Here is a 21619-nt window from a genome sequence, read left to right on the forward strand (position 1 = left end):
GGCACCGTGTGTGACCGGTCGGATCCGTGCGTGTCGTACACGCGGTGCCGGCCACACGCAGCTCACGCGATCTGATTCTGTAGGGTGTCGTACGTCCCCGTCTCGGCGACTCGATCGAGGTTCTCGACGAGTATCTCCGCTCGTCGCTCGAAGTACTTCGGGGTGTGACCGGCGGTATGGGGGGTGATGAAGACGTTCTTGAACCCCCACAGTGGGTGGGACTCCGGAAGCGGCTCCGGGTCGGTCACGTCGAGTGCCACCCCGTGGATCGTATTCGATCGGATGGCGTCGACCAGCGCATCGGTGTCGACGACCCCACCGCGCGCGACGTTGACGACGATCGCGTCGGTTGGGAGCGCCTCGAGTGCAGCCGCGTCGATCAGATTGCGCGTGGTCTCGGTAAGCGGACACGAGAGCACGAGGATGTCAGTCTCGGCGAGCGCCGGGAGCAACGCATCGTAGCCGACGACTTCGTCTGTCGGCCCGCCCGCGGATGGGCTGTGGCGCACGCCTATTGTCTCGACATCGAACCCGGCGAGTCGCGAGACGATCGTCTCACCAATCGCACCCAGCCCCACGACCGTGACGGTGCTGCCGGCCAGCTCGGTGAACGACTGGAACCGCCGCCACTCGCGGCGTCGCTGTCGCCGTTGGCCCTCGTCGAGTCGGCGGACGAACGTCAGTATCCACCCGAGTACGTGCTCGGCGATGTTGGGACCATGAACACCGGAGGCGTTCGTGACGGCGACCCCCCGAGATTCGAGCTCCTCGAGCGGGAGGTGGTCGACCCCGGCGGAGTTACACGCAAAGAGTCGGAGCGCCGTGGCGGTCGTGAGGTCCGACTCAGACAGTCGCTTGCCCGCGACGACCGGTGTGCTTGCCAAGAGTCGACGCCGGTCGGCAGCGGTCCGAGCGAGCGCGACGGTGTGGTCCGGGAGCCGTCGGTCGAGGATGTCGGCGTACTCGGCGGCCGGGATGCCGTGTGCGTCGTGGTCGAGCACCGCGACGTCGACGACGGACGGATCGGAAACGGACGACTCGGTGGGCATGATGTGTGGCTCGCCGCCAACCCACAAAGTACCGCGGGTGGCGGCGAGTCGGACCTGAACAGCGGGAAACGCGCGGACATGGGGTGGAAGCAAGCGGACGCGGAGGTGAGGAACACGGCTGCCGGGCACTCACGATGCGGATTCCCACTCCGCCATGCGGATCGGCGGAGCGCGACTCATCGCGAGTAGACAGCCGATGCCGACGACGGCCCCGATGATGCCGGTTGCCAAGCCGACAAGTCTCACGGCCGGGACAAACGCCATCTGCGCGCTTGCGACGGCGATCGCGGCGCCCATGGCTATCGGCGTCAGCGTCGCGGCCGCGCGGCCGCTCCCTTCGCTCAGGCTCACGAGCCCACCGCGTAGTCCGGCCGGTGCCAGCGTCGTCACGACGCTCCGATACATCGAGAGCACGAGGCCGAACCCGGCACCCATGAGGACGACGCCGACCGCGGCGATCGGCAGGCTCGTGGCCAGAAACACCGCTCCGAGGCCGACACCCATCGACGCGTTTGCCGCGACGAGCGGGTACAGTCGTGACTCGAACCGAGCCGTGATTCGGCCAGTCTGTGTCGCCGCGAGCGCGTAGGTGAGACTCGCCAGGGCCGCGAGCAGCCCGGCCTGTGCGGGCGTCCCGCCGAGGACGTCGACGACAACGATCGAGTTGTACGTCAGAAAGCCAAACCACGCGAGGTTCGCGGTGCCGCGGGCGACGACGATCGTCCACGCGCGCCGGTGTGCGAGCAGCCGTCTGAGCCCCGCGAGCTGGTCGCCGAGGTCGGCGCCTGACCCCGCTGTCGAGTCCGGGTCCATCGGTTCTTCGAGATTCCTGTAGACGATCACCGCGATGGGGAACGCGACCGCATAGAGGAGAAATGGGTACCGCCAGCTGACCCCGACGAGAACGCCGGCAACAAGCGGGAACGCGGTCTGTGAGAGCCCCGAGCCGGTGAATCGGAGCCCCTGTGCGGTCGCCTCTTTGGTCCCCGTGTAGAGGTCACCGAGGCTGGTGATGATGATCGGTGTGAGTGCGGCGAACCCGATCCCCTGGAGCAGCCGTAAAGCGATTGCGGCGCGGAAAGTGTCGACGAAGGCGATGGCCGTCCCCGTCAGCCCGAACCAGACGAGTCCGAACACCAGCACCGGGCGACGGCCGTACCGGTCGGATATCACCCCGGCGATCGGGATGACGACCACGGCCGGCCCGGTGAACGCCGACATGAGGAGTCCCACGTTGGCCGCGGTCGCACCGAGCGGCTCGACGAGCGACCCGAGCACTGGAGAGAGGAGGGCCGTGCCAAGCGGCGGAAGCACGTTCACGAGAAGCAAGAGCTGGAACGACCGCTCACGGACGATTCCCGACTCGGTACCGGCGATCGACGGCGTCGAAACCACGGTGTGCTGGTGGAGGCAACTCCGCTACATGTGGCTACGTTTTCCGGCAGAGACCGGGGGTTCGGCCGGGGGAGTGACGACGCTGGCGACAGGCCGACCCCGGCGAGGTGTCCTATCGACGGGCAGTGATCCGCGCGGCCGCGACGCCGAGGACGAGAAGCAACACGCCGATGAGTGCGTTGACGGCGATACCAGCGATCGACCCGTCGGTCGCGTTGACGGCCGCGACGCCGAAGAAGATGGCCGCACCGAGGAGGTGCACCGCGACGACGGCGGTCGGGACGTTCGCGCCGACCTCGAACCCGAGTTCCATACTCTCGGTACTGACCCGGGCAGCAAAAACACGGTGGTGTGTGCCGGCGACCACTGGCTTCGGGTCGGCGTTGCCCGCGTCTCTTCGCCTCCCGACTCGGCGCGCTACTCCTCTGGAACGAGCCCGGCTGCACGGAGGTCGTCCGTGAGCCGACCGTCACCGTGTTTCGCGTACGCGTCGGGCGTGTACGTCTTGATCTCGAGTGCGTGTACCGATCGCGTCATGTGGTCGCCGACGGCGTCGTAGACGCGCTGGTGTTGGTCGACGAGTGACTCGCCCGCGAAGGCCGGAGAGACGACGATGACCCCGAAATGGGCGTCTTCTTCCTCGTGGTTGTGGGCCCGAGGCATGCTGACGTGCGCGACCGCGTCGGGAATCGTGGTCTCGATCAGGTCTGTGATCGTCTCGGTGTCGATGGTCATATCCACCGTCTGACCCGAACGAGCAAAAACCGACCGGACGTCCCGGATGGTGGACACCGTCGGTGACGACAGCCACGGGTGACGAACGATCCGCCTAAATCCCTTGCCGAACGACGCAGTGACATGTCCCCCGACGACGCCGGCGGAGTCGTGACGCCCGGAGACGCCACGACGAGGAGGCCGACGTGAGCGGTGACGAGGAGCTCGCGAAGGACCTCAGTCTCCTCGCGGCGCTCACGATCGGCATCGGTACCATGATTGGAGCCGGTATCTTCGTGCTGCCCGGTACCGCCGTGGCCCGCACGGGACCGCTCGCTGCCGGGACGTTCGTGCTCGGTGGGGTGATCGCGTTGTTCACCGCACTTTCGGCGTCCGAACTCGGTACGGCGATGCCGAAGGCCGGCGGCGCGTACTACTACGTCAACCACGCGCTCGGCCCGATGTTCGGCTCCGTGGCGGGGTGGGCGAACTGGCTCGGCTTAGCGTTCGCCTCGGCGTTTTACATGTATGGCTTCGGTGAGTACATCAACGCCCTCGTCGGGCTCTCTGCGGTCGGCGTCGGGCCGATAACCCTCGAGGCGGCACAGATCATCGGGCTGATCGGCGCGCTGGTGTTCATCGGCGTGAACTACGCGGGCGCAAAAGAGACCGGCGGGCTCCAGATCGTTATCGTGTTGCTGTTACTCGCCATCCTCGCGCTGTTCACCGTCGTCGGGCTAGCGAACGCCGAGCTCTCGTCGCTTCGCCCGATTGCTCCGCCCGGAACCCCGGGTGCGGTGTTACCGGTGACGGCAGTCGTCTTCGTCTCGTATCTCGGGTTCGTCCAGATCACCTCGGTCGCAGAGGAGATCAAAAACCCCGGGCGGAACCTCCCGCTCGCGGTCGTTGGCTCGGTGCTCATCGTGACTGTCGTGTACGCGCTGTTCCTCGTCGTGTTGCTTGCGGCAGTGCCGACCGAGCTGGTCGCCGACAACGACACCGCCGTCGTCGACGCGGCGCGGCTGCTGTTCGGGGGCTACGAGGTGTTCGGCTACTCACTCGGCGCGGTTGGGGCGGGGCTGTTGTTGTTCGGCGGGCTGCTCGCGACGGCCTCCTCAGCGAACGCCTCGATCCTCTCGTCGTCACGAATCAACTTCGCGATGGGTCGCGAACGGATCGTGACGCCCCGGCTCAACGCGATCCACGACCGGTTCGGCACGCCGTACCGATCGATCGCATTGACCGGCGGACTCATCGTTGCGTTTCTGTTCGTCGGCGGCATCGAGCCGCTCGCTACCGCCGGCTCGGTGTTACACCTCATCGTCTACGGCCTGCTCAACCTTGCGCTGATCGTGATGCGCGAGTCGGGCGCGGAGGCGTACGACCCCGACTTCGAGGTGCCGTTGTACCCCATCGTTCCGGTCATCGGTGCCGTGTCGTCGTTCGCGTTGATCGCGTACATCAGCCCGCAGATCGTTCTCCTCTCGATCGGACTGGTCGCGTTCGCGCTGGCGTGGTACTTTGTGTACGCCCGCCGCGAGGTCGAAGGCGCAGGCGTCCTCAGTGATTGGATACTCGACCGAGCGGGAGACCTCCCGGACGGAGCCGTCTCGGCCGCGACAACCGTCCAACCCGAACAAAGCGACTACCGGGTGTTGGTGCCGCTCGCGAACCCACACACCGAAGAACACCTGATCACCTTGGCGTCGGCGATCGCGAAGCGACACGACGGCACCGTTGTGGCGGTCAACATCGCGAATGTGCCGGATCAAACCCCCCTAGAGGCAGCCAGAGAGCGGGGTGCATATGAGGCCGCCCACGACCTGCTCGACCGTGCGGAAGCCGACGCCGAGACGTTCGGCGTCGACGTCGAGACCCACGTCGTCCTCTCACACCGGGTCTTCGAGGAGGTGTTCGACGCGGCGCGGACGTACGGCGCAGACCTCACCGTGATGGGCTGGGGTGAGAACGCTCACGGCTCGCCCGGGCGGGCCGAGTCGGCGATCGACGAGTTGGCACAGTCGCTGCCGTGTGACTTTCTCGTGTTCAGAGACCGCGGCTTCGACACCGAGCGCGTGCTCGTACCCACCGCGGGTGGGCCCGACTCGGCGCTTTCTGCAGCCGTCGCTCGCACGCTCCGCGCGGAGTTCGGCGCGACGGTGACGTTACTCCACGTCGCCGACGACCACGAACGTGGCCGCGCGTTCCTCGAGGCGTGGGCCGAGGAGAACGGACTCGAGGACGCCCGCCTTGTGGTCGAATCCGGCGACGTCGAGTCGCGCATCGCCGAGGCGGCCCGCGAGGCGACGCTGCTCGTCATCGGCGCGACAGAGAAGGGACTGCTCTCGCGGCTCGTGCGCGGGTCGCTGGTGCTCGAGGTGTTGTACGACGTCGACTGTTCGGTGCTGCTCGCCGAGAAGCGACACGACCGCGGGCTCATCGACCGACTCTTTGGTGGTGGTTCACGGGCCCGTGACCCGTCGTACGCCGACATTGGTGTCGAAACCGAGGCACGAACGCCCTCGGTCGAAGCGTCGATCGAGACGGAGGAATCGGACGACGACGCCGGTACCGATGTAGAAGACAAGAACGACGGGACCGCCTCGACTGACGCCGCCGACTGACGCCAGCAGTCACGCCAAGAGGCCAGTCCGTCGGAGCTCTGTGCGGATCGCGGTGCGCTTCACGATCGCGAAGCCACCACAGACGAGGACGAACCCGGCCACCGTATTCGATTCGAGTCCCTCTCCCAAAACCAACCACCCCGAGAGCGCCGCAAATACGGGGGCAACGTAGGAGACGAGGTTGATCTCGATCGGGCCGAGCTGATCTAATAGTCGGAAATACAGCAGGTAGCCCGCACTGCTTGCGACCACCGCGAGGTAGCCAAGCGCAAGCACGGCTTCCGTCGTCCATACGATCACAGCGGGCGACTCGCCGATGGCGGCCGCAGCGAGGTGCATGACCCCCGCCCCCAGGAGCATCGCCCACGCCTCCATCGTCTCGATCTCCAGATCGGTGTCGAGCGCGCGAGTGATCACCGACCCGAGTGCGAAGGCGGCAGCAGCGAGGAAGACGAGGAACTTCGCGACGGTCCCGCCGGCCGTCAGGTTGGCTGGGTCCGGCGCGGCCAACACGACAGCACCGACGAGACCGACGAAGAGGCCGATGACGCCGAGCGGTGTGAGTCGTTCTGCGGGAAGGAGCACCCGCGCGAATACCGTCGTCAACACCGGTGAAAGACCGACGATGACGGACGCGACCGCGCTCGTCACGGCAGGGTCGCTTTCACCGACGAACAGGAGGGCGTGGTACGCCGCGATGATCAGCGTCGCGCCGGCGATGACGACGGTCCACTCATCGCGCCCGCGAGGCAGGGGGTCGTCGGCGACGAGCCACGCGTAGCCGAGCATGGTGACTCCAGCGACGTCATACCGGATCGCAGCGAATAACACTGGCGGAAAGTACACTAACCCGGCGTTAATCGCCATGAACGCCGATCCCCACACGGCGGCGAGCACAAAGAACAAAGCGAGGGTTCGGTACTGAGACACGCTGCGTCTGGGTGCGGGGTAGCTCAAACCCTTCCGAAAGCGGCGGGGTTGGCCGAGGACGGGTGACAGCGCCGCCGGCTCACCGGATGTGGAAGCGGTTATCCTCGCGTGCGACGACGCCGACGTCGGCGAGCCGGCCGAGCGCGTCGCGGACCGCCCGCGCCGGGGCACCAACCTCGTCTACGACGGCCTCAAGCGTTCCGTCGGTCTCGACGAGCGCCGTCAGGACGGCTGCATAGAACCGACTATCTGCGGTGGTACCGAGCCGGTCGTCGATCTCTGCGAGCGCCTGCTCGACGCGTCCGTGGATCCATCGCTTTGCCACCGACAGCTCTCGGTCTAACTCGCGGAGCCGACCGTACTCGGCGGCGAGGTCGGCGATGTCGTCTGCTCGACTGCCGTCGCCCGGGTCGTCGATCGAGAGGTGCGGACAGCGGCCAGACATATCCAGGCTGCTGCTTGCGGGATACGCGCTTTTGGCGCCGAAGCCGTACGGTGAGACGCTCACCTCGAGTCGGAGGCTCCGAGTGATACGGAAGTACTTTCGGCGCTGGTCGTCGGTCGTCGACTCGATCAGGCCGGCCTCCTCGAGCTTCCGAAGGTGGTCGATGACGGCTTTCGGACTCACCCCGAGGTACTCAGAAATCTCCGTGACGTAACAGGGTTTCTGCGAGAGGAGCCGGAGGATCCGACGCCGATTCTCGTTGCCGAGGAGATCGAGCAGTACCGCGGAGTCCATTAACATCTCGTTAGTCTTCTGTACGTAAATCGTTGACTCATACGGCCGCGGTCACAGTGGGAAGCGTCATTACGCCGCGTCCAGGACGATGAGCCATGCGCGCAGCACTCGTCATCCTCGACGGCTGGGGCCTCGGTCCTAACTCTGAGCACCGAACCGAACACGAGCCGCCGGAGCCGCAAGCGGCGGGCGACCCGGGTCGCGACGCGGTCCTAACCGCGGAGACGCCAACGTTTGACGCCATCGCTCGCGACGACGCGTACGGATCGCTCATCGTACACGGCCGGCACGTCGGGCTCCCGGAGGGCCAGATGGGGAACTCGGAGGTCGGTCATCTGAATATCGGCGCCGGGCGGGTCGTCGAGCAGGCGTACACACGGATCACAGACGCCCTCGAATCGGGCTCGTTCCGGGACAACGACGCGATTACCGGTGCGTTCGAGCACGTCGCGTCGACCGGTGGGCGCGTCCACCTCATGGGACTCGTGAGCGACGGTGGTGTCCACTCACACGTCTCACACCTCACCGCGCTCATCGAGGCAGCCGCAACCGTAGGTGTCACAGCGACGACCCACGCGTTCACCGACGGCCGCGACACCGCGCCGGCGATCGCAGACGAGTTCCTCGAGACCGTCGCCGACACGGCCGCCGAGTGTGGAACCGGGGCCGTCGCGACGGTCACCGGTCGGTACTATGCGATGGATCGCGACGAGAACTGGGATCGAACCCGTCGCGCGTACGACGCCATCGTCCGGCGTGAGGCCGATCACGTGGCCGATTCGGGGGTTGAAGCCGTCGAAGCCGCACACGCCCGCGGCGAGACGGACGAGTTTATCGAGCCGACGGTCGTCGCGGACGAACCGGCGCTCGCGGACGGTGACGCGGTCGTCTTCTGGAACTTCCGCGCGGATCGCGCCCGCCAGCTCGTGCGGCTGCTGACCGAGACGGAGCCAACGTGGGAGGTCGACCTGGACCAGCCCGACGTTGAGATGGTGACGATGACCGAGTACGACGAGACGTTCCCGTTCCCGGTAGCGTTCCCCCCCGAGCTCCCGGAGGGAACGCTCGGGGAGGTAGTCGCAGACGCCGGCGGGACCCAGCTCCGCATCGCCGAGTCCGAAAAGTACCCACACGTCACGTACTTCCTCAACGGGGGCCGTGAGGTCGAGTTCCCGGGCGAGACGCGGTCGATCATCCAGAGCCCGGACGTCCCGACGTACGACGAGCAGCCAGCGATGTCGGCGCCAGCCGTCACCGACGAGGCGATCCGAGTGATCGAGACCGAGGATCCGGACCTCGTGGTGTTGAACTACGCGAACCCGGATATGGTCGGGCACACCGGTGACTTCGAGGCGGCCGTCGAGGCGGTTGAGGCGGTCGACGGGGAGCTCTCGCGGCTGCTCGACGCCATCGCGGATGCCGGCGGCCACGCCGTTGTCACCGCTGACCACGGCAATGCCGACGACATGGGGACCGACGCGGACCCCCACACGGCACACACGTTCAATCCGGTACCGTTCATCTATCGTACGCCCGCGGGTGACGACGGCGGGCACACGGTCCGGAGCGGGGGGTCACTCTGTGACGTTGCTCCGACGATCCTCGAACTCATGTCGCTCACACAGCCATCGGTGATGACCGGCGAGTCGCTTCTCGAGTGAGCGGAGCGGCCGCGACCGCCAGTCTATTGACATCGCCAGCAGGTCGACGCCAATCGCTCGTCGCCGACGCCGAGTTTTATTCGTCGTCTCGGACCGCACCCGTCCCGGGGCGGTCTGTCGCGGCTAGGTCGATTACACCGCCAGTGAGGTCAACACCCTCGTACGGATCTGTCTCGAGTAGCAGCGAGCCGTCGAGGTCTGTGTAGTCCACCAACGGGGCGAGGTGTGTAGCGGCCGCGATGGAGGCGTTCGACTCGATCATACAGCCGAGCATCACCTCGAGCCCGTGTGCCCGCGCCGTTGCGATCGCCCGACGGGCCTCCGCGAGCCCACCCGTCTTCATGAGCTTCAGGTTCACGATGTCACAGCGGTCTGCGACCGCGGGGACGTCGGCCGCTGTGACACACGACTCGTCTGCGGCGATCGGCAGTGCCGACCGCTCGTAGACGAACCGGAGGCCCTCGCGGTTCGATGCCGGTACGGGCTGTTCAACAAACTCCGCGCCGAGGTCCGCGAGCCAGCCGCTTTTCGTCACCGCCTCCCGTGGTGTCCACGCCTCGTTCGCGTCGACCCGGAGCGTTGCCGCCGGAGCCGCATCGCGCACCGCCTCGACGATCTCACGGTCGCGGTCGCCGCCAAGTTTTACCTTCAGAACCGAGTACCCCGCCTCGGCCGCGGCCGCTGCCTTCTCGCGCATCCGCGCGGTAGTGTCGATACCAACGGTGAACGAGGTGTCTGGCGTTGCCGACGGATCGAGTCCCCACAGCCGGTACAACGAGAGGTCGACCCGCTTTGCGGCGAGGTCCCACATCGCGATTGACACCGCACACCGCGCAGCCGGGTTGTCCTCGACAGTTGAGCGCATGCGGGCCTCAATCTGTTCGAGCGCGTGTGGGTCACCAACCGACTCGACGTCCACAAGCAGGTCTGCAAGCACCGCGGCGACGGTATCGGCCGTCTCACCGTAGTGTTTAGAGGGCGCCGCGCCGCCGACACCGGTGTGCCCGGCGTCGTCGGTCACCGTTACAATCAGGTTTTCCGCGTCGGTCTGAGTGCTCCGGGAGATCGTAAACGGATCTGCGAGCGGGAGTGTCACCCGCTCGGTGGTCGTCTCGAGGGTCATTCGCCGAGCCCCGCGTCGACGATACCATCGACGATCCGGTCGGCACCGTCACGCACGGGGTCGGCCGTGGGGACGTCGAGTGTCTCGGCGACGTCGGTGACGGCCACCTCGGCCGCCACGTCGTCGTCAATCGACTTCGTGTTCACCGCGCCGGCGACGACATGGGTCTCGTGGACCGGCGCCGCGAGGTCCTCGTAGAGGTTGACGTAGTCGGCGAGCGGCGGGATCGCGACCGACTCGTAGCCGTGGATCGCGTCGCGGCCGGCCGCGTGACACAACACGAGCCCGTCGGCCATCGCACCGTGAAGGATGCCGCAGGTGACTGCCGAGTACGCCGGGTGAACGATCGTTCCCTGGCCTTCGACGACGAGGAGGTCGTGGTCGTCGCCCGCCGTGAGAATGAGATCCTCAACGGCTCCCGCGGTGAAATCGGAGACCACGCGGTCGATCGGGGTTCCCCAGCCGGCGATCATGATTCCCGTCTGGCCCGTGGGCACCAAGGCGGCGTCGATGCCGCGGTCGCGTGCTGCCGCGACGATCTCGAGTGATGCGGTCATCTTGCCGACCGAACAGTCCGTCCCGACGGTGAGCACGACATCCGCATCGACGTCACCAGACTGGCCAGTCGCGACCCCGATGTCGTCTGGTGGCCGGCGAACGTCGCGCAGGTCGACGCCGTGGTCTGCCGCGAGCGCGGTGAACTCGGTGTCCTCGCTCAGAAAGTAGTGGAGGCCGCTCACAACGTCACAGCCGGCGGTGATCGCGGCCCGGACGTCCGTCCGCCAGGAGTCGTCGAATCCGCCGCCGATGGGCGCGATACCAATGTAGAGCGCGTCAATGGCACCCTCGGCGGCCGCGAGGGCGTCCTCGAACGACGCGACGATCGGTGCGTCGTTGAGGTCGGGGGCGTGGTCGGCGACGCGGTCGCCGGCGCGGTCGCGATCCAAGATAGCGGCGACCTCTTGGTCACCGTATCGCATGACGCCGAGGGCAGTCTTCGCGCCGTCAGGGAACTTCTCGTGGGCAAGCACGACGATTCGTTCGGGTGGCATGCCGGTCTGTCACCCCGTGAGAGATTAAAACGACGGGAGACGGAAGCCCTGGCCGGAGCCGCTCAGGCCGACTCGCCGGCGAACGTCTCAGCGCCCTCATAGAACCAGTAGCCGTTTTCGCGCATTGCGCGGCCGAGTTCACGGTGGAACTCGACAAAGTCTGTGAACTCCTCGCGTTCGACCCCGTCGAATATCTCTTTGACGGAGACTATGGTCTCGTGGTCGATCCGCACCGGGTGGTCGCCGTACGCCTCGACGTACTCGGCAGCCGACAGCGGGAAGTCCTCCGACTCATCGATCTTCTTCGCGAGCACCGCGTGGCCGTACTTTCGCATGCCCTCGCTGCCCTGCTCGCCGTCGGGGTCGTGTGGCCAGTCCATGATCGATGATACGAAACTCGGTGGGATAGTCGTTACGCTCGCATACAGACCGTGTGCGAGGTGGCTCTCGACCCAAATCCGTTCGATTGTGGTAGTCGTGTGACCGAGACGACCGCGCGACAGCCAGACACTACTTCGCCACACCCTCCCCAGCCGATTCTGTACGGTTATTGTGGTAGCTCTGTGACCGAGACGACCGCGCGACAGCCAGACACTACTTCGCCACACCCTCCCCAGCCGATTCACTCGTCGCCCACGGGCGACTCGTTCATCCCTCGCACGCGCTCGCGAGCCCGCCTTCGGCGGCCTCCGAGGCGCGCGCCACCGCGAGTAAGGCACTTGCTAGTCGATACTCTAGAAACGACGATTGGACGCGGTGTACCGTGACCTGGCCTCAGCGTTCGAGTCCGCCCTGGGCTGTGATCCGCATAATGTGTCTGATGTTCAGATAGATCTCCGTCGGCGAGGTCGACTCGGCAGGATCGTACAGATCGGAGACTCGATACAGTATCGCTGCAAGCTGGGCGCTCTCGGTGTCGTCACCGCGCACGTCCTCGGCGATCGCCCGAAGAAACTCGCGAACCGCCTCGTCGTCCGGGAAACCACCAGCGGGTGCGTCCGCGGGGACGACCGGGTCGACGCCGGCCGCCTCGAGCGGGTCGACCGACCCGTCGTCGTCACCGACACCTTGATCCTCGCCGATCGTGTCGTCCTCGCCGGTCATCGGTCCGCGGCGACCTCGCGCCGCCGCACCAGCCCGGTGTTGTTCGCGACGTTCTCGACGACGATCTTGAACGCGTCGGCGGTGTCTCCCTCCGCTAAGACGACCGGAGCACCGTCGTCGCCGCCCGCCCGCACGGCGGGGTCAAGTGGAACGCCCCCTAAGAACGGGAGGTCGTTCTCGTCGGCGAGCGCCGCCCCACCGCCACTGCCAAAGATGTCGTGGACGCTGCCACAGTCGGGACACCGGAAGCCGGCCATGTTCTCGGCGATGCCGAGGACGTTCGTATCGTGTTTGCCGAACATCCGGAGCCCCTTCACCGCGTCGTCGAGCGCGACGTCCTGGGGTGTGGTGACGATGACGGCACCTGAGAGCGGTAGCGTCTGGAGGATCGTAAGCTGGGTGTCACCGGTGCCCGGAGGGAGGTCCAACACGAGGTAGTCGAGGTCGCCCCACTGGACGTCTTCGACCAGCTGCGTGATGATCTTGTGGACCATCGGTCCACGCCAGATCACCGGGTCGTCCTCGCCGGTGAGAAAGTCCATGCTCATCAGGCGGACGCCGTACGCCTCCGGTGGCACGATGGTGTCGCCGTCAGTCTCGGGGCGGTCCTCGGCCGCCACCATCCGCGGGACGTTCGGCCCATACACGTCGGCGTCGAACAGTCCCACGCGGGCCCCAAGCGCGGCGAGCCCCGCGGCGAGGTTCACCGCCATCGTTGATTTGCCTACGCCGCCTTTCCCAGACGCGACCGCGATCACGTTCTCGACGTCGGGTAACACCTGCTCCGAGCGGTCGACTGGATCCGGGATCGACGCCGACAGCGACACCTCGAGGTCGACCTCAGAGAGCGCCTCGCGGACGTCGGCAGCGATCGCTGACTCGTGTGGCGAGAAGGGCGCACCGAGCGCGAGCGAGACGTGGACCTCCTCGGCCGCCTCGTCGACGTCGACGTCGTTCACGAGGCCGAGCGAGACGACGTCGTCACCGAGGTCGGGGTCCTGGACCGCTCGCAGCCGCTCGCGCACCGCCGCGTCGTTCATACGGGTCAGACGGGGCTGTGGTGAATAAGGATTCTGTCCGGTCCGGCACCGTCTGGCGACCGCACAGGCGGCCGACCACGCTCCGAGGACGGAGTGGCGTCATCGCGTGGGGCGCACACCGAGGCGCACCACGACCGTCGTCGACTCGCCGTCACGTCGCACGCGGAGGGTCGCCGTCGCCCCGGGTCGCGTCTGTAAGGCGAGGTGGCTGCCGAGGTCCTCGGTCGTCTGCACCGGCTCGTCGTCGATGGCGGTGACGACGTCGCCGCCGGCGGGAATCTGCCGGCCATCGACGCGTTCGGTTTCAGTACTCGGCTGGAGTATCCCGTCTGAGGGGCCGCCAGCGACCGTGTCGACGACCAAGAGCCCACGCGGCTCTGTGAGGTCGTTAGCGTCTGCGATCGTCGGCGTCACCGGCGCGAGTGAGACGCCGAGGTACGCGTGGTCGTACGCCCCCGTCTCGATGATCGATGGAACGACCCGCGCGGTCAGTGCCGCAGAGATACCGAACGCAATGTTGTCGCCGCCGCCGGAGTTGATCACCGCGACGACGTCGCCATCGAGTGCGACCAGCGGGCCCCCGCTGTTGCCGGGGTTCACGGCTGCGTCCGTCTGAACCGCGTCTGGGATAGTGAATCCCGTCTGGGCCGGAATCGCCCGGTTGACCCCACTCACGATCCCCGTCGTGACCGTGCCGTTCAGATCGTATGGGTTGCCGATGGCGACGACTTCCTGTCCGATCTCTGGCTGGCCCGCTGCGAGCGAGAGCGGCTCGACGCCCATCGGTAGCGATCCGACATCAAGAACCGCGAGGTCGCTGTGCGGGTCCGTGCCGACCACCGTACCGGTCGTCCACTCGCCGGTTTGAAATCGGATCTCGGCCTCGCTCTCGGTGCCGACGACGTGGGCGTTCGTGACCACGTGACTCGAGTCGTAGGCGAACCCGGTCCCCTGTCCCCGGGATGGTTGGACGAGGACGACGCCATCTATCGTCTCCCGGTAGACCCGAGTGTACGGGCTCTCTGGCGTCGCCGAATCCGGTGTCGACTCGGCCGCAGTGTCGGTTTCGTTCGTACCCGACTGCACGGGCGTCGTCCGCTCTGTTCCGGCACAGCCGGCGAGGGAGGCCCCCGCGGCGACGAGCACTCCCCGGCGCGTGAGCGTTGGCTCCGCCATGTCGTGTCGATGTTCGCGCGGTTTCCGCGTATGTCTTGTGGCCGGTGTTACTCACTCGATCGTCGTACCAGGGCTCGCCCCCTGGAGAAACGCCACGAGGTCGGCCGGGCCAAACACAGACGCTGGGGCGTCGAGCGCAAGCAGCTCGCGCACCTTCGCGGCCATGCCGCCGGAGACGTCGGTTGCATCGCTCGCACCGACCGCGTCTGCGACCGGCCCGAAGGCGTCAATCGTGGGTATCACGTCGCCGTCGGCGTCGAGTACCCCTGGAACCGTCGAACATACACCGACCCGGTCGGCACCAAGCCCCGCGGCGAGTCCAACCACGAGTTCGTCGCCGGAGACGACCGTCACGCCCGCACCCGTGGTTGCGACGATGTCACCGTGGACGACGGGGACGAATCCCTCGGCGAGGAGTGTTCGAACCGACGCGAGCGGGAGGGTGAGCGGTCCGTCCGCTCCCGACTCCCGCGCCGCAAGCGAGAGTGGGTGGACCGGGACCGCAGGCACGCCTCGTTCGTGGAGCGCCGCGAGCACGGCGTCGCTGAGGACGCCCATCGCGCCGTGGACGTCGTCGACGGCTGTGACGTCGCGGCTGCCGTCGGTCGTCGAGAGCCCGTGTTCGCTCGCGTGGTGGTGGCCAAAGCTCCCTCCGCCGTGGACGAGCACAAGTCCCGTAGCCCGGTCCGTCTCCGCGTCGTTCCGGCTCGCCGAGTTCCCGACGTCTGTCGCGGCGATGGCATCTCCGGCGGCCGCGAGCGCTTCCCCGTCGACCGTCTCCGGTCGATCTTTTGCCGTGATCAGACTCCCGCCCAGCTTGAGGACGACCGGCGACCCGGGATCTCCCGGCGCCGACGAACGGTCAGTCACGGCTCCACCACGCGCACGCCCTCAGTCGCGAGCTCCGCACGGAAGGCCTCAACACAGCCTTGGGTGAACGAGAGCGCCGTTGGCGTCTCGGGGCTCGGGTCAAGCGCGACGATACACCCGCCGCCGCCGGCCCCAGTAAGCTTTGCACCGTGCGCCCCGGCTTCACGGGCCGCCCACACCATCGAGTCAAGCGACCGCGCCGAGACACCGAGGGCGGCCAACAGCCCGTGGTTAAAGTCCATCAGCTCACCGAGCCCGTCGAGCAGCTCGCTCGAGGGAGACACGGTCGGATCGGCGTCGGCAAGCAGCGACTCCCCTTCTCGTACGAGGTCGCCGACCGACGCCACCGCATCGGCCGCAAAGTCATGTCTTTCTCGGAGGGATCGGACACCTGCGACGAGCGCACCGGTGTCGCCCGCCCCGCCGTCGAACCCGATCACAAAGGGGAGACTCGGCGCATCGATCGGCTCACAGTCGTCACCCGCGACGCGGACGGCCCCACCCATGGTTGAGCAGAACGTGTCCGCGCGCGATGCTTGTCCGTCCTGCACCTCAAATTCGGCGCGGTACGCCCTGTCTGCGAGCTCTCGCCGATCCAGTGGCACACCGAGCGCCCGTGTCGCCGCGTCGATACCGGCGACGACGACGGCCGCCGACGAGCCGAGCCCCGCGCCCAGCGGGATGTCGCTCTCGACGGTGATGTCGAAGCCGGCATCGGGCGCATCCGCGGCTGCACGCGCCTGTCTGACCGCAGCGTCGATGTACCCCATCGCCGCGTCGACGAGTGATGCTGGGACGTTTACGTCCGGTGGGTCGTCGACGGCACCCGCGTACTCGACGGTGAACCCGTCGAGCGAGAGATCCGCCGCGGTGACACGAACGTGGTCGTCCGTCCGCGGCTCGACGGTCACGCGCGCACGCCGCTCGATAGCCGCCGGTACGGCCGGCTCGCCGTACACGACGGCGTGTTCGCCGAAGAGATACACCTTCCCCGGCGCCTCACAGACGGTCATGTCGCGACTCACACTCCGAACCCATACAGGCGTTGTGTTTGCGGCGCTGTGCAGTCACTCGGACGGAGTGCGGTGTGAAAAATACGGTATGTCGAAGGCGCAGTCGTCGCGTTACAGCTCGTCTTCGAAGTCTTCGAGCGCGAACACGGTGTCGGCACCGCGACGGTCGAGCGTCTCGTTGGCAAGCAGCCAGTAGACGACAGACAGTGCGCGCCGCCCCTTGTTGTTCGTCGGGACCACGAGGTCGACGTTCGAGAGCTGATTGTTCGAGTCACACATCGCGATCACGGGAATGCCGACCGTAATCGCCTCCTTGACGGCCTGGGCGTCGCCTATCGGGTCCGTCACCACGACGACGTCCGGCTCAATGTAGCCGGCGTAGTCGGGGTTCGTCAGCGTCCCGGGGATGAACCGGCCAGTTCGGGCGCGAGCGCCGACTGCGTCGGCGAACTTCTTGGCGGGGAACCGCCCGTACTGTCGCGAGGAGGTGACCAGGATCTGCTCGGGGTCGTAGTTCGCGAGGAAGTCGGCCGCCGTGCGGATGCGGCCATCGGTCTCGCTCACGTCGAGCACGTAGAGCCCGTCGTCGCGGACACGGTGGATGAACCGCTCCATGTCCGCCGTCTTTTGTTGGGTCCCGATGTGGACACCCGCAGAGAGGTAGTCCTCGACGGGGATCAACAGGTCGACGTCTTCATCAGGCATGACGTCGTCGTCGAACGGCGAGGCCGGCTCGTCCGGCGCTGTCTCCTCGGGCGGGGCGTCTGCTGACGCCGCCTCGGCTGGAGCGTCGTCTGGCGCCTCGGCTACTGGTTCGGCGTCGGCAGGCGCCTCGTCGGCGGCCGCGTCGGCGGGCTGGTCCGCTGTCGTGTCGGCCGCCTCGTCGATCGCCGCCTCGGTGTCGGCTGTCTCGTCGAGTTCGACCGCGTCGTTGTCCTCTGTCATGCGTTGTATGGGGTCTTCACACCGCGTCGTCCGCGATGCGGATCAGTTCGTTCAGCTTGGCGGTGCGCTCGCCGCCGACCGTGCCGGTCTTGATGAAGCCAGCGTCGGTCGCGACGGCGAGGTGGGCGATAGTCGCGTCTTCGGTCTCACCGGAGCGGTGAGAGATCACGCTCTCCATGCCGTGTTCGGTGGCGAGTTCGACCGCGTCGAAGGCGTCTGAGAGCGTCCCAATCTGGTTCGGCTTGATCAGGATGCTGTTGGCCGCGCCGACGTCGATGCCGGCTTGGAGCCGTTCGACGTTGGTGACGAAGAGGTCGTCACCACAGATCAGCGTCTGGTCACCGACCCGGTCGGTCAGCTCGGCGAACGCCTCGTAATCGTTCTCATCGAGGGGGTCCTCAACGTAGGCGAGATCGTACTCCTCGACGAGTCCGGCGACGTAGTCGACCTGCTCGGCTGTCGTCCGTGTCTCATCGCCGTAGACGTACGCGTCGCGGTCGGCGTCGTACAGCTCGGCGGCTGCAACGTCAAGGCCGAACTGAACCTCGAAGCCGACCTCGTCGGCGATGCGGTCGACGGCCGCTTCGACGACCTCGAACGCCTCAGCGTCCGAGATCGCAGGAGCCCACGCGCCCTCGTCGCCCTTCGCCGCCGGGACGCCTCGCTCGTCGAGGACATCGCCAACCGCGGCGTGTACCGCGGCGTTCGCGAAGACGGCCTCCGAGACGCTTGGTGCGCCAACGGGTGCAGCAAGGAACTCCTGGATGTGTGTCGCCTCCTTGGCGTGTTCGCCGCCGCCGACCACGTTACCGAGCGGTATCGGGAAGCTGTCACCGCGGAACGCACCGCCGAGGTGCTGATACAGCGGGACGCCAAGCACGTCGGCACCGGCTTTTGCCGCTGCCATCGACGTGGCGACCGCGCTGTTCGCGCCGATAGCAGAGAAGTCATCGGTGCCGTCTGCCGCGTGGAGTGCGGCATCGACGGCGCGCTGATCGCCGACGAACAGCCCCTCAAGTCGGGGGATAGCGTGTTCGCGCGCCGCGGCGATAGCCTCTGTGGCGGGCAGCTCGATGGCTTCGTACTCCCCGGTTGAGGCCCCGCTCGGGGCGGCACCGCGACCGAAGCCACCCGACTCGGTGAGCACGTCGGCTTCGACGGTCGGGTTGCCGCGTGAGTCGAGGATACGACGCAACGAGACGCTGGTGATTCGTGTCATCAGTTGGATTCCCTCCGAACGGTAAAGGGGAGCACGCCCGCGTCGTACTCTTCGGCGGCGACGAGGATCGGCTCCGTCTGGGTCGTGTCGATCAGCACGGGCGCGCCGTACGACACCTGCAGTGCCCGGGCGCCGAGAATTCGTGCTTTTTCGTATCGGTTGTATCGCTGTGTGGACATAGTCACTGGTAGGGGGCGACGACGTCGACGAGGTCGCGGTGGCTGACCAACATGCGCCGACAGCAGTGGCGGTTCACCCCGAGGTCGTCAAGCACCTCGCCGGGGTCTTCATCGCCCTCACGGGCGCGTTCTCTGAACGCTTCCCAGTGTCCGCCCACGACGTTGCCGCAGGTGAAACACCGGACGGGGATCATCATACTTTGACCACCTCAGCGGTACGACTTCTGGTAGCGAGCCCGGGCGCCAGGTCCGCCCCACTTTTTCGCCTCGGACTGTCGCACGTCGTTGACCAACAGCGTGCGGTCGAAGCTCATGTACGCATCGCGCAGCTCGGCGTCGCCGAGGTGCTGGACGAGTCCGCGAGCGATCGCGGTCCGCGTTGCGTCGGCCTGGCCGCTGAAGCCGCCGCCGGCGACGTCGATGTCGATATCGACGCCGTCACGCAGCTCCTCGCCGGCGATGCGGAACGGCTCAAGCATCTTGAGCCGGGCCTGTTCCGGTTCAACCAGCTCGACCGGTCGTGAGTTGATTCGAACGCGACCCGCTCCGTCGCGCACCGTTGCGCGAGCGACGGCCGTCTTCTTCTTACCTGAAGTGTTTGTTACCATGTGATGTTAGCCCCCAGCGACTCGGCGATGGCACCGAGCGTGGTGAATTTGATGTTGGAGAGTCGATCCAGCGAGGTGCCGTCTAAGACGACCGTCTCGGCGTTCTCGTCGCGCTCGTACGGATTTCCGACGTAGACGCGGACGTTCGAGAGCGCCTCACGGCCATCATCGGTCTTGTACGGCAGCATGCCGCGGATCGAGCGCTTGAAGATGCGGTCCGGCCGCTTGGGGTAGTACGGCCCGCTGTCGGAGCCGAGTCCCGCGCGGGTGTGGTACGTCTCCATCGTCGATTCTTCGTTGCCGGTGATCACCGCCTGCTCGGCGTTGACCACGGCGATTGTCTCGCCGTCGAGTGCACGTTGGGCGACATTCGAGGCGACGCGACCGAGGATGCAGTCGCGCGCGTCAACGACGACGTCGGCGTCGACTTTCGCGAGACTCATCGGATCACCCGGACGTTCCCGCCCTCGGGGTTCTGTTCGACGAACTGCTCGAGCGGCACCGCCTCGCCAGCCTGTTCGATCTTCGTGCGGGCGGTGCCCGAGAAGTCGACGGCGGCGACGGTGACGTTCTTCTGGAGGACGCCGCTGCCGAGCACCTTGCCCGGAACGACGACCGTCTCGTCTTCGTTTGCGTACCGTTCGATGCGACCCAGATTGACCTCGGCGTGGGTGCGCCGGGGCTTCTCGAGTCGGTCGGCGACGTCCTGCCAAACGTTGGCTCCGGTGTCACGCGAGACCGACTTCAAATCGGCGATGAGGTTCTGTAAGTGTGGATTCGTCTTGCTACTCATTGCTGTCTCCCTGGTGGGATTCGTGAAAATCGGAGTGCAGGGAGCAGGATTTGAACCTGCGGACCTCTACAGGACAGCGCCCTGAACGCTGCGCCGTTGGCCTGACTTGGCTATCCCTGCGAACACTCCGTCGTACTCCGGCTCCACTCAAACCACTTTCGGTCCGACCGCTCGGACCAGACACGTCGCTCGTCGTCGGGTGGCGAGCGTCGGTGGGTGTGAGTGGTGCCGGCATCGCTTACACTGCGACTTTCGTCCGTAGTTCGTCCGCGCGCTCCTCGAGGGAGTCAATCGCGTGGAGTAACAGTTCGGCTGCGGTGAACGAGCCGTCCGTCTCGATGTGGAAGACGAACGCGCCGGGGACGTCCTCGACGGATACCTCTTTGTCTGGATACCGCTCTGTGAGGTCGTTGTCGAACTCGTCGGTGACGACGACCTCGCCTTCGGGCGTCTCGATGACACCACGAAGGATCTGTGGCTCCTCGTCGTCGAACTCGCCGCGGTCGCCGTCGATCGAGACGCGCTGGAGGTGTCGGTAGCCGACCGAGACCCCGCCCTGGTGTTTGGCGTGGTCGGTGCCGGACGCGACGACCGCGTCGGCCTCAAGCGCCAGCGTTTGTCCCTCCTTCAGCTCGATTATCGGGACGTTCTCGTCTGCGGGCACCACGAGTGGCTCCGCCGACTCGAGGTCACCGGAGTACGCGGTCGCTGGTCCCGAGACGTCGAGCGAGAGCGTGACGGTGTCGCCGAGCTCGAACTCGTCGAGCGGCGTCGTCAGGGGAACAAGCCCCAGCCGTAGCCCGATCATCTCGTCGAACATCACAGAGGAGTTCTCGAGGAACCGGACGGTGTCGATCGAGAACGTCGGGACGTCGGCGATCATCGCCCGGCGGATACCGTTGGCGAACGCCGGCGTAAGCCCGCGGATCAGCACCCGGGCGCTGCGGTCGTCCCGTTCGACGTACTCAACGTCGAAGTCGGCGTCAGTCATGTCAGACTCGCTTGTTCTTCGGCGCCTTCGTCCCGTCGTGCGGGATAGGCGTCACGTCTTCGATTCTGCCGATCTCGATACCCGCACGCGAGAGCGCTCGGATCGTCGCCTGTGCGCCGGGACCGGTCGACTTGTTGAGGTTGCCACCAGGACCGCGCACGCGAACGTGCACGCCCTCGAGGCCAGCCTCTTTGACCCGCTCGGCGACGACTTCCGCCATCTGCATGGCGGCGTACGGCGACGCCTCGTCTCGGTTCTGTTTCACCACGGTCCCACCGGAAGACTTGGCGATCGTCTCCGCGCCAGTCTCGTCGGTGACCGTGATGAGCGTGTTGTTAAACGACGCGTACACGTGGGCGATGCCCCACTTTCCGTTGTCAGATCCACTCATGCG

At 66.6% G+C, this 21619-nt stretch carries 25 protein-coding genes and 1 tRNA gene; 2 read left to right on the forward strand and 24 right to left on the reverse strand.

The annotated features are described in order from the left end of the window. Positions 1-62 precede the first annotated feature (62 nt). From ACWUI7_RS11035 to ACWUI7_RS11050, 4 genes are all read right to left on the reverse strand, one after another. A complete protein-coding gene (locus ACWUI7_RS11035; RefSeq protein WP_496642268.1) occupies positions 63-1049 on the reverse strand; it encodes a D-2-hydroxyacid dehydrogenase in 987 nt (328 codons plus the stop codon). A 129-nt stretch (positions 1050-1178) separates the two neighbouring features. Further along, positions 1179-2444, reverse strand: coding sequence for an MFS transporter (locus ACWUI7_RS11040; protein ID WP_496642269.1), 1266 nt, complete (start codon positions 2442-2444; stop codon positions 1179-1181). Between the two features lie 112 nt (positions 2445-2556). Continuing rightward, complete coding sequence (locus ACWUI7_RS11045; protein ID WP_496642270.1) at positions 2557-2757, reverse strand: hypothetical protein; 201 nt, start codon at positions 2755-2757, stop codon at positions 2557-2559. 104 nt (positions 2758-2861) lie between these two features. After that, positions 2862-3179, reverse strand: a complete 318-nt coding sequence (locus ACWUI7_RS11050; protein ID WP_496642271.1) for a BolA family protein — start codon at positions 3177-3179, stop codon at positions 2862-2864. 185 nt (positions 3180-3364) lie between these two features. Here ACWUI7_RS11050 and ACWUI7_RS11055 point away from each other — a divergent pair, with 185 nt between their 5' ends. After that, positions 3365-5782: an amino acid permease gene (locus ACWUI7_RS11055; protein ID WP_496642272.1), complete on the forward strand. Its 2418-nt coding sequence runs from the start codon at positions 3365-3367 to the stop codon at positions 5780-5782. Between the two features lie 9 nt (positions 5783-5791). On the opposite strand, the gene ACWUI7_RS11060 is transcribed toward ACWUI7_RS11055, so the two are convergent. Both ACWUI7_RS11060 and ACWUI7_RS11065 read right to left on the reverse strand, forming a co-directional pair. Beyond that, complete coding sequence (locus ACWUI7_RS11060; RefSeq protein ID WP_496642273.1) at positions 5792-6712, reverse strand: DMT family transporter; 921 nt, start codon at positions 6710-6712, stop codon at positions 5792-5794. 79 nt (positions 6713-6791) lie between these two features. After that, positions 6792-7451, reverse strand: a complete 660-nt coding sequence (locus tag ACWUI7_RS11065) for an ArsR/SmtB family transcription factor (RefSeq protein ID WP_496642274.1) — start codon at positions 7449-7451, stop codon at positions 6792-6794. Between the two features lie 95 nt (positions 7452-7546). Here ACWUI7_RS11065 and gpmI point away from each other — a divergent pair, with 95 nt between their 5' ends. After that, a complete protein-coding gene (gpmI, locus tag ACWUI7_RS11070; RefSeq protein ID WP_496642275.1) occupies positions 7547-9112 on the forward strand; it encodes a 2,3-bisphosphoglycerate-independent phosphoglycerate mutase in 1566 nt (521 codons plus the stop codon). Positions 9113-9188: 76 nt separating this feature from the next. On the opposite strand, the gene ACWUI7_RS11075 is transcribed toward gpmI, so the two are convergent. The 18 genes from ACWUI7_RS11075 to ACWUI7_RS11160 all read right to left on the reverse strand — a co-directional run bounded on the left by ACWUI7_RS11075 (position 9189) and on the right by ACWUI7_RS11160 (position 21616). Then, the gene (locus ACWUI7_RS11075) at positions 9189-10235 is read right to left on the reverse strand and encodes a dipeptide epimerase (protein ID WP_496642276.1); all 1047 of its coding nucleotides are present in this window, start codon (positions 10233-10235) and stop codon (positions 9189-9191) included. Then, positions 10232-11287: an N-acetyltransferase DgcN family protein gene (locus tag ACWUI7_RS11080; protein WP_496642277.1), complete on the reverse strand. Its 1056-nt coding sequence runs from the start codon at positions 11285-11287 to the stop codon at positions 10232-10234. The genes ACWUI7_RS11075 and ACWUI7_RS11080 overlap by 4 nt, the downstream gene beginning before the upstream one ends. A gap of 62 nt (positions 11288-11349) precedes the next feature. Next, a complete protein-coding gene (locus ACWUI7_RS11085) occupies positions 11350-11667 on the reverse strand; it encodes a DUF5785 family protein (RefSeq protein WP_496642278.1) in 318 nt (105 codons plus the stop codon). A 394-nt stretch (positions 11668-12061) separates the two neighbouring features. After that, on the reverse strand, positions 12062-12391 hold the full coding sequence (locus tag ACWUI7_RS11090; RefSeq protein WP_496642279.1) for a DUF7976 family protein: 330 nt from the start codon (positions 12389-12391) through the stop codon (positions 12062-12064). After that, positions 12388-13431: an Mrp/NBP35 family ATP-binding protein gene (locus ACWUI7_RS11095; protein WP_496642280.1), complete on the reverse strand. Its 1044-nt coding sequence runs from the start codon at positions 13429-13431 to the stop codon at positions 12388-12390. Before ACWUI7_RS11095 ends, ACWUI7_RS11090 begins: the two co-directional genes overlap by 4 nt. 99 nt (positions 13432-13530) lie before the next feature. Beyond that, a complete protein-coding gene (locus ACWUI7_RS11100) occupies positions 13531-14607 on the reverse strand; it encodes a S1C family serine protease (protein WP_496642281.1) in 1077 nt (358 codons plus the stop codon). Between the two features lie 51 nt (positions 14608-14658). Beyond that, positions 14659-15477, reverse strand: coding sequence for an isopentenyl phosphate kinase (locus ACWUI7_RS11105; protein ID WP_496642282.1), 819 nt, complete (start codon positions 15475-15477; stop codon positions 14659-14661). Further along, complete coding sequence (gene mvk, locus ACWUI7_RS11110) at positions 15474-16490, reverse strand: mevalonate kinase (RefSeq protein WP_496642332.1); 1017 nt, start codon at positions 16488-16490, stop codon at positions 15474-15476. The genes ACWUI7_RS11105 and mvk overlap by 4 nt, the downstream gene beginning before the upstream one ends. A gap of 111 nt (positions 16491-16601) precedes the next feature. After that, a complete protein-coding gene (gene rpsB / locus ACWUI7_RS11115; protein ID WP_496642283.1) occupies positions 16602-17435 on the reverse strand; it encodes a 30S ribosomal protein S2 in 834 nt (277 codons plus the stop codon). A 16-nt stretch (positions 17436-17451) separates the two neighbouring features. Next, complete coding sequence (eno, locus tag ACWUI7_RS11120; RefSeq protein ID WP_496642284.1) at positions 17452-18654, reverse strand: phosphopyruvate hydratase; 1203 nt, start codon at positions 18652-18654, stop codon at positions 17452-17454. Further along, positions 18654-18833 (reverse strand): DNA-directed RNA polymerase subunit K, encoded by a 180-nt coding sequence (locus tag ACWUI7_RS11125; RefSeq protein ID WP_496642285.1) that lies wholly within the window; start codon positions 18831-18833, stop codon positions 18654-18656. Before ACWUI7_RS11125 ends, eno begins: the two co-directional genes overlap by 1 nt. Before the next feature lie 2 nt (positions 18834-18835). Beyond that, the gene (locus ACWUI7_RS11130) at positions 18836-19030 is read right to left on the reverse strand and encodes a DNA-directed RNA polymerase subunit N (protein WP_496642286.1); all 195 of its coding nucleotides are present in this window, start codon (positions 19028-19030) and stop codon (positions 18836-18838) included. A gap of 12 nt (positions 19031-19042) precedes the next feature. Beyond that, the gene (locus ACWUI7_RS11135) at positions 19043-19441 is read right to left on the reverse strand and encodes a 30S ribosomal protein S9 (RefSeq protein ID WP_496642287.1); all 399 of its coding nucleotides are present in this window, start codon (positions 19439-19441) and stop codon (positions 19043-19045) included. Further along, positions 19435-19884 carry a 50S ribosomal protein L13 gene (locus tag ACWUI7_RS11140; protein ID WP_496642288.1) on the reverse strand — a complete coding sequence of 150 codons (450 nt, stop codon included), beginning with the start codon at positions 19882-19884 and terminating at the stop codon, positions 19435-19437. The genes ACWUI7_RS11135 and ACWUI7_RS11140 overlap by 7 nt, the downstream gene beginning before the upstream one ends. Next, positions 19881-20234: a 50S ribosomal protein L18e gene (locus ACWUI7_RS11145; RefSeq protein WP_496642289.1), complete on the reverse strand. Its 354-nt coding sequence runs from the start codon at positions 20232-20234 to the stop codon at positions 19881-19883. The genes ACWUI7_RS11140 and ACWUI7_RS11145 overlap by 4 nt, the downstream gene beginning before the upstream one ends. Before the next feature lie 35 nt (positions 20235-20269). After that, positions 20270-20354, reverse strand: a tRNA-Leu gene (locus tag ACWUI7_RS11150). Positions 20355-20472: 118 nt separating this feature from the next. Next, on the reverse strand, positions 20473-21225 hold the full coding sequence (locus ACWUI7_RS11155) for a DNA-directed RNA polymerase subunit D (RefSeq protein WP_496642290.1): 753 nt from the start codon (positions 21223-21225) through the stop codon (positions 20473-20475). A 1-nt stretch (position 21226) separates the two neighbouring features. After that, positions 21227-21616: a 30S ribosomal protein S11 gene (locus ACWUI7_RS11160; RefSeq protein ID WP_435160841.1), complete on the reverse strand. Its 390-nt coding sequence runs from the start codon at positions 21614-21616 to the stop codon at positions 21227-21229. Between the last annotated feature and the right edge of the window lie 3 nt (positions 21617-21619).

This window comes from Halorubrum orientale, from assembly GCF_059623105.1.

Bases quoted from the DNA above. Each gene is read 5' to 3' on its own strand.
- ACWUI7_RS11075 (WP_496642276.1), bottom strand. From the start codon at position 10,235: ATGACCCTCGAGACGACCACCGAGCGGGTGACACTCCCGCTCGCAGAT.
- ACWUI7_RS11065 (WP_496642274.1), bottom strand. From the start codon at position 7,451: ATGGACTCCGCGGTACTGCTCGATCTCCTCGGCAACGAGAATCGGCGT.
- ACWUI7_RS11160 (WP_435160841.1), bottom strand. From the start codon at position 21,616: ATGAGTGGATCTGACAACGGAAAGTGGGGCATCGCCCACGTGTACGCG.
- ACWUI7_RS11085 (WP_496642278.1), bottom strand. From the start codon at position 11,667: ATGGACTGGCCACACGACCCCGACGGCGAGCAGGGCAGCGAGGGCATG.
- mvk (WP_496642332.1), bottom strand. From the start codon at position 16,490: ATGACCGTCTGTGAGGCGCCGGGGAAGGTGTATCTCTTCGGCGAACAC.
- ACWUI7_RS11155 (WP_496642290.1), bottom strand. From the start codon at position 21,225: ATGACTGACGCCGACTTCGACGTTGAGTACGTCGAACGGGACGACCGC.
- gpmI (WP_496642275.1), top strand. From the start codon at position 7,547: ATGCGCGCAGCACTCGTCATCCTCGACGGCTGGGGCCTCGGTCCTAAC.
- ACWUI7_RS11135 (WP_496642287.1), bottom strand. From the start codon at position 19,441: ATGGTAACAAACACTTCAGGTAAGAAGAAGACGGCCGTCGCTCGCGCA.
- ACWUI7_RS11100 (WP_496642281.1), bottom strand. From the start codon at position 14,607: ATGGCGGAGCCAACGCTCACGCGCCGGGGAGTGCTCGTCGCCGCGGGG.
- ACWUI7_RS11130 (WP_496642286.1), bottom strand. From the start codon at position 19,030: ATGATGATCCCCGTCCGGTGTTTCACCTGCGGCAACGTCGTGGGCGGA.
- ACWUI7_RS11080 (WP_496642277.1), bottom strand. From the start codon at position 11,287: ATGCCACCCGAACGAATCGTCGTGCTTGCCCACGAGAAGTTCCCTGAC.
- ACWUI7_RS11145 (WP_496642289.1), bottom strand. From the start codon at position 20,234: ATGAGTAGCAAGACGAATCCACACTTACAGAACCTCATCGCCGATTTG.
- rpsB (WP_496642283.1), bottom strand. From the start codon at position 17,435: ATGACAGAGGACAACGACGCGGTCGAACTCGACGAGACAGCCGACACC.
- ACWUI7_RS11045 (WP_496642270.1), bottom strand. From the start codon at position 2,757: ATGGAACTCGGGTTCGAGGTCGGCGCGAACGTCCCGACCGCCGTCGTC.
- ACWUI7_RS11050 (WP_496642271.1), bottom strand. From the start codon at position 3,179: ATGACCATCGACACCGAGACGATCACAGACCTGATCGAGACCACGATT.
- eno (WP_496642284.1), bottom strand. From the start codon at position 18,654: ATGACACGAATCACCAGCGTCTCGTTGCGTCGTATCCTCGACTCACGC.
- ACWUI7_RS11140 (WP_496642288.1), bottom strand. From the start codon at position 19,884: ATGAGTCTCGCGAAAGTCGACGCCGACGTCGTCGTTGACGCGCGCGAC.
- ACWUI7_RS11035 (WP_496642268.1), bottom strand. From the start codon at position 1,049: ATGCCCACCGAGTCGTCCGTTTCCGATCCGTCCGTCGTCGACGTCGCG.
- ACWUI7_RS11095 (WP_496642280.1), bottom strand. From the start codon at position 13,431: ATGAACGACGCGGCGGTGCGCGAGCGGCTGCGAGCGGTCCAGGACCCC.
- ACWUI7_RS11090 (WP_496642279.1), bottom strand. From the start codon at position 12,391: ATGACCGGCGAGGACGACACGATCGGCGAGGATCAAGGTGTCGGTGAC.
- ACWUI7_RS11125 (WP_496642285.1), bottom strand. From the start codon at position 18,833: ATGTCCACACAGCGATACAACCGATACGAAAAAGCACGAATTCTCGGC.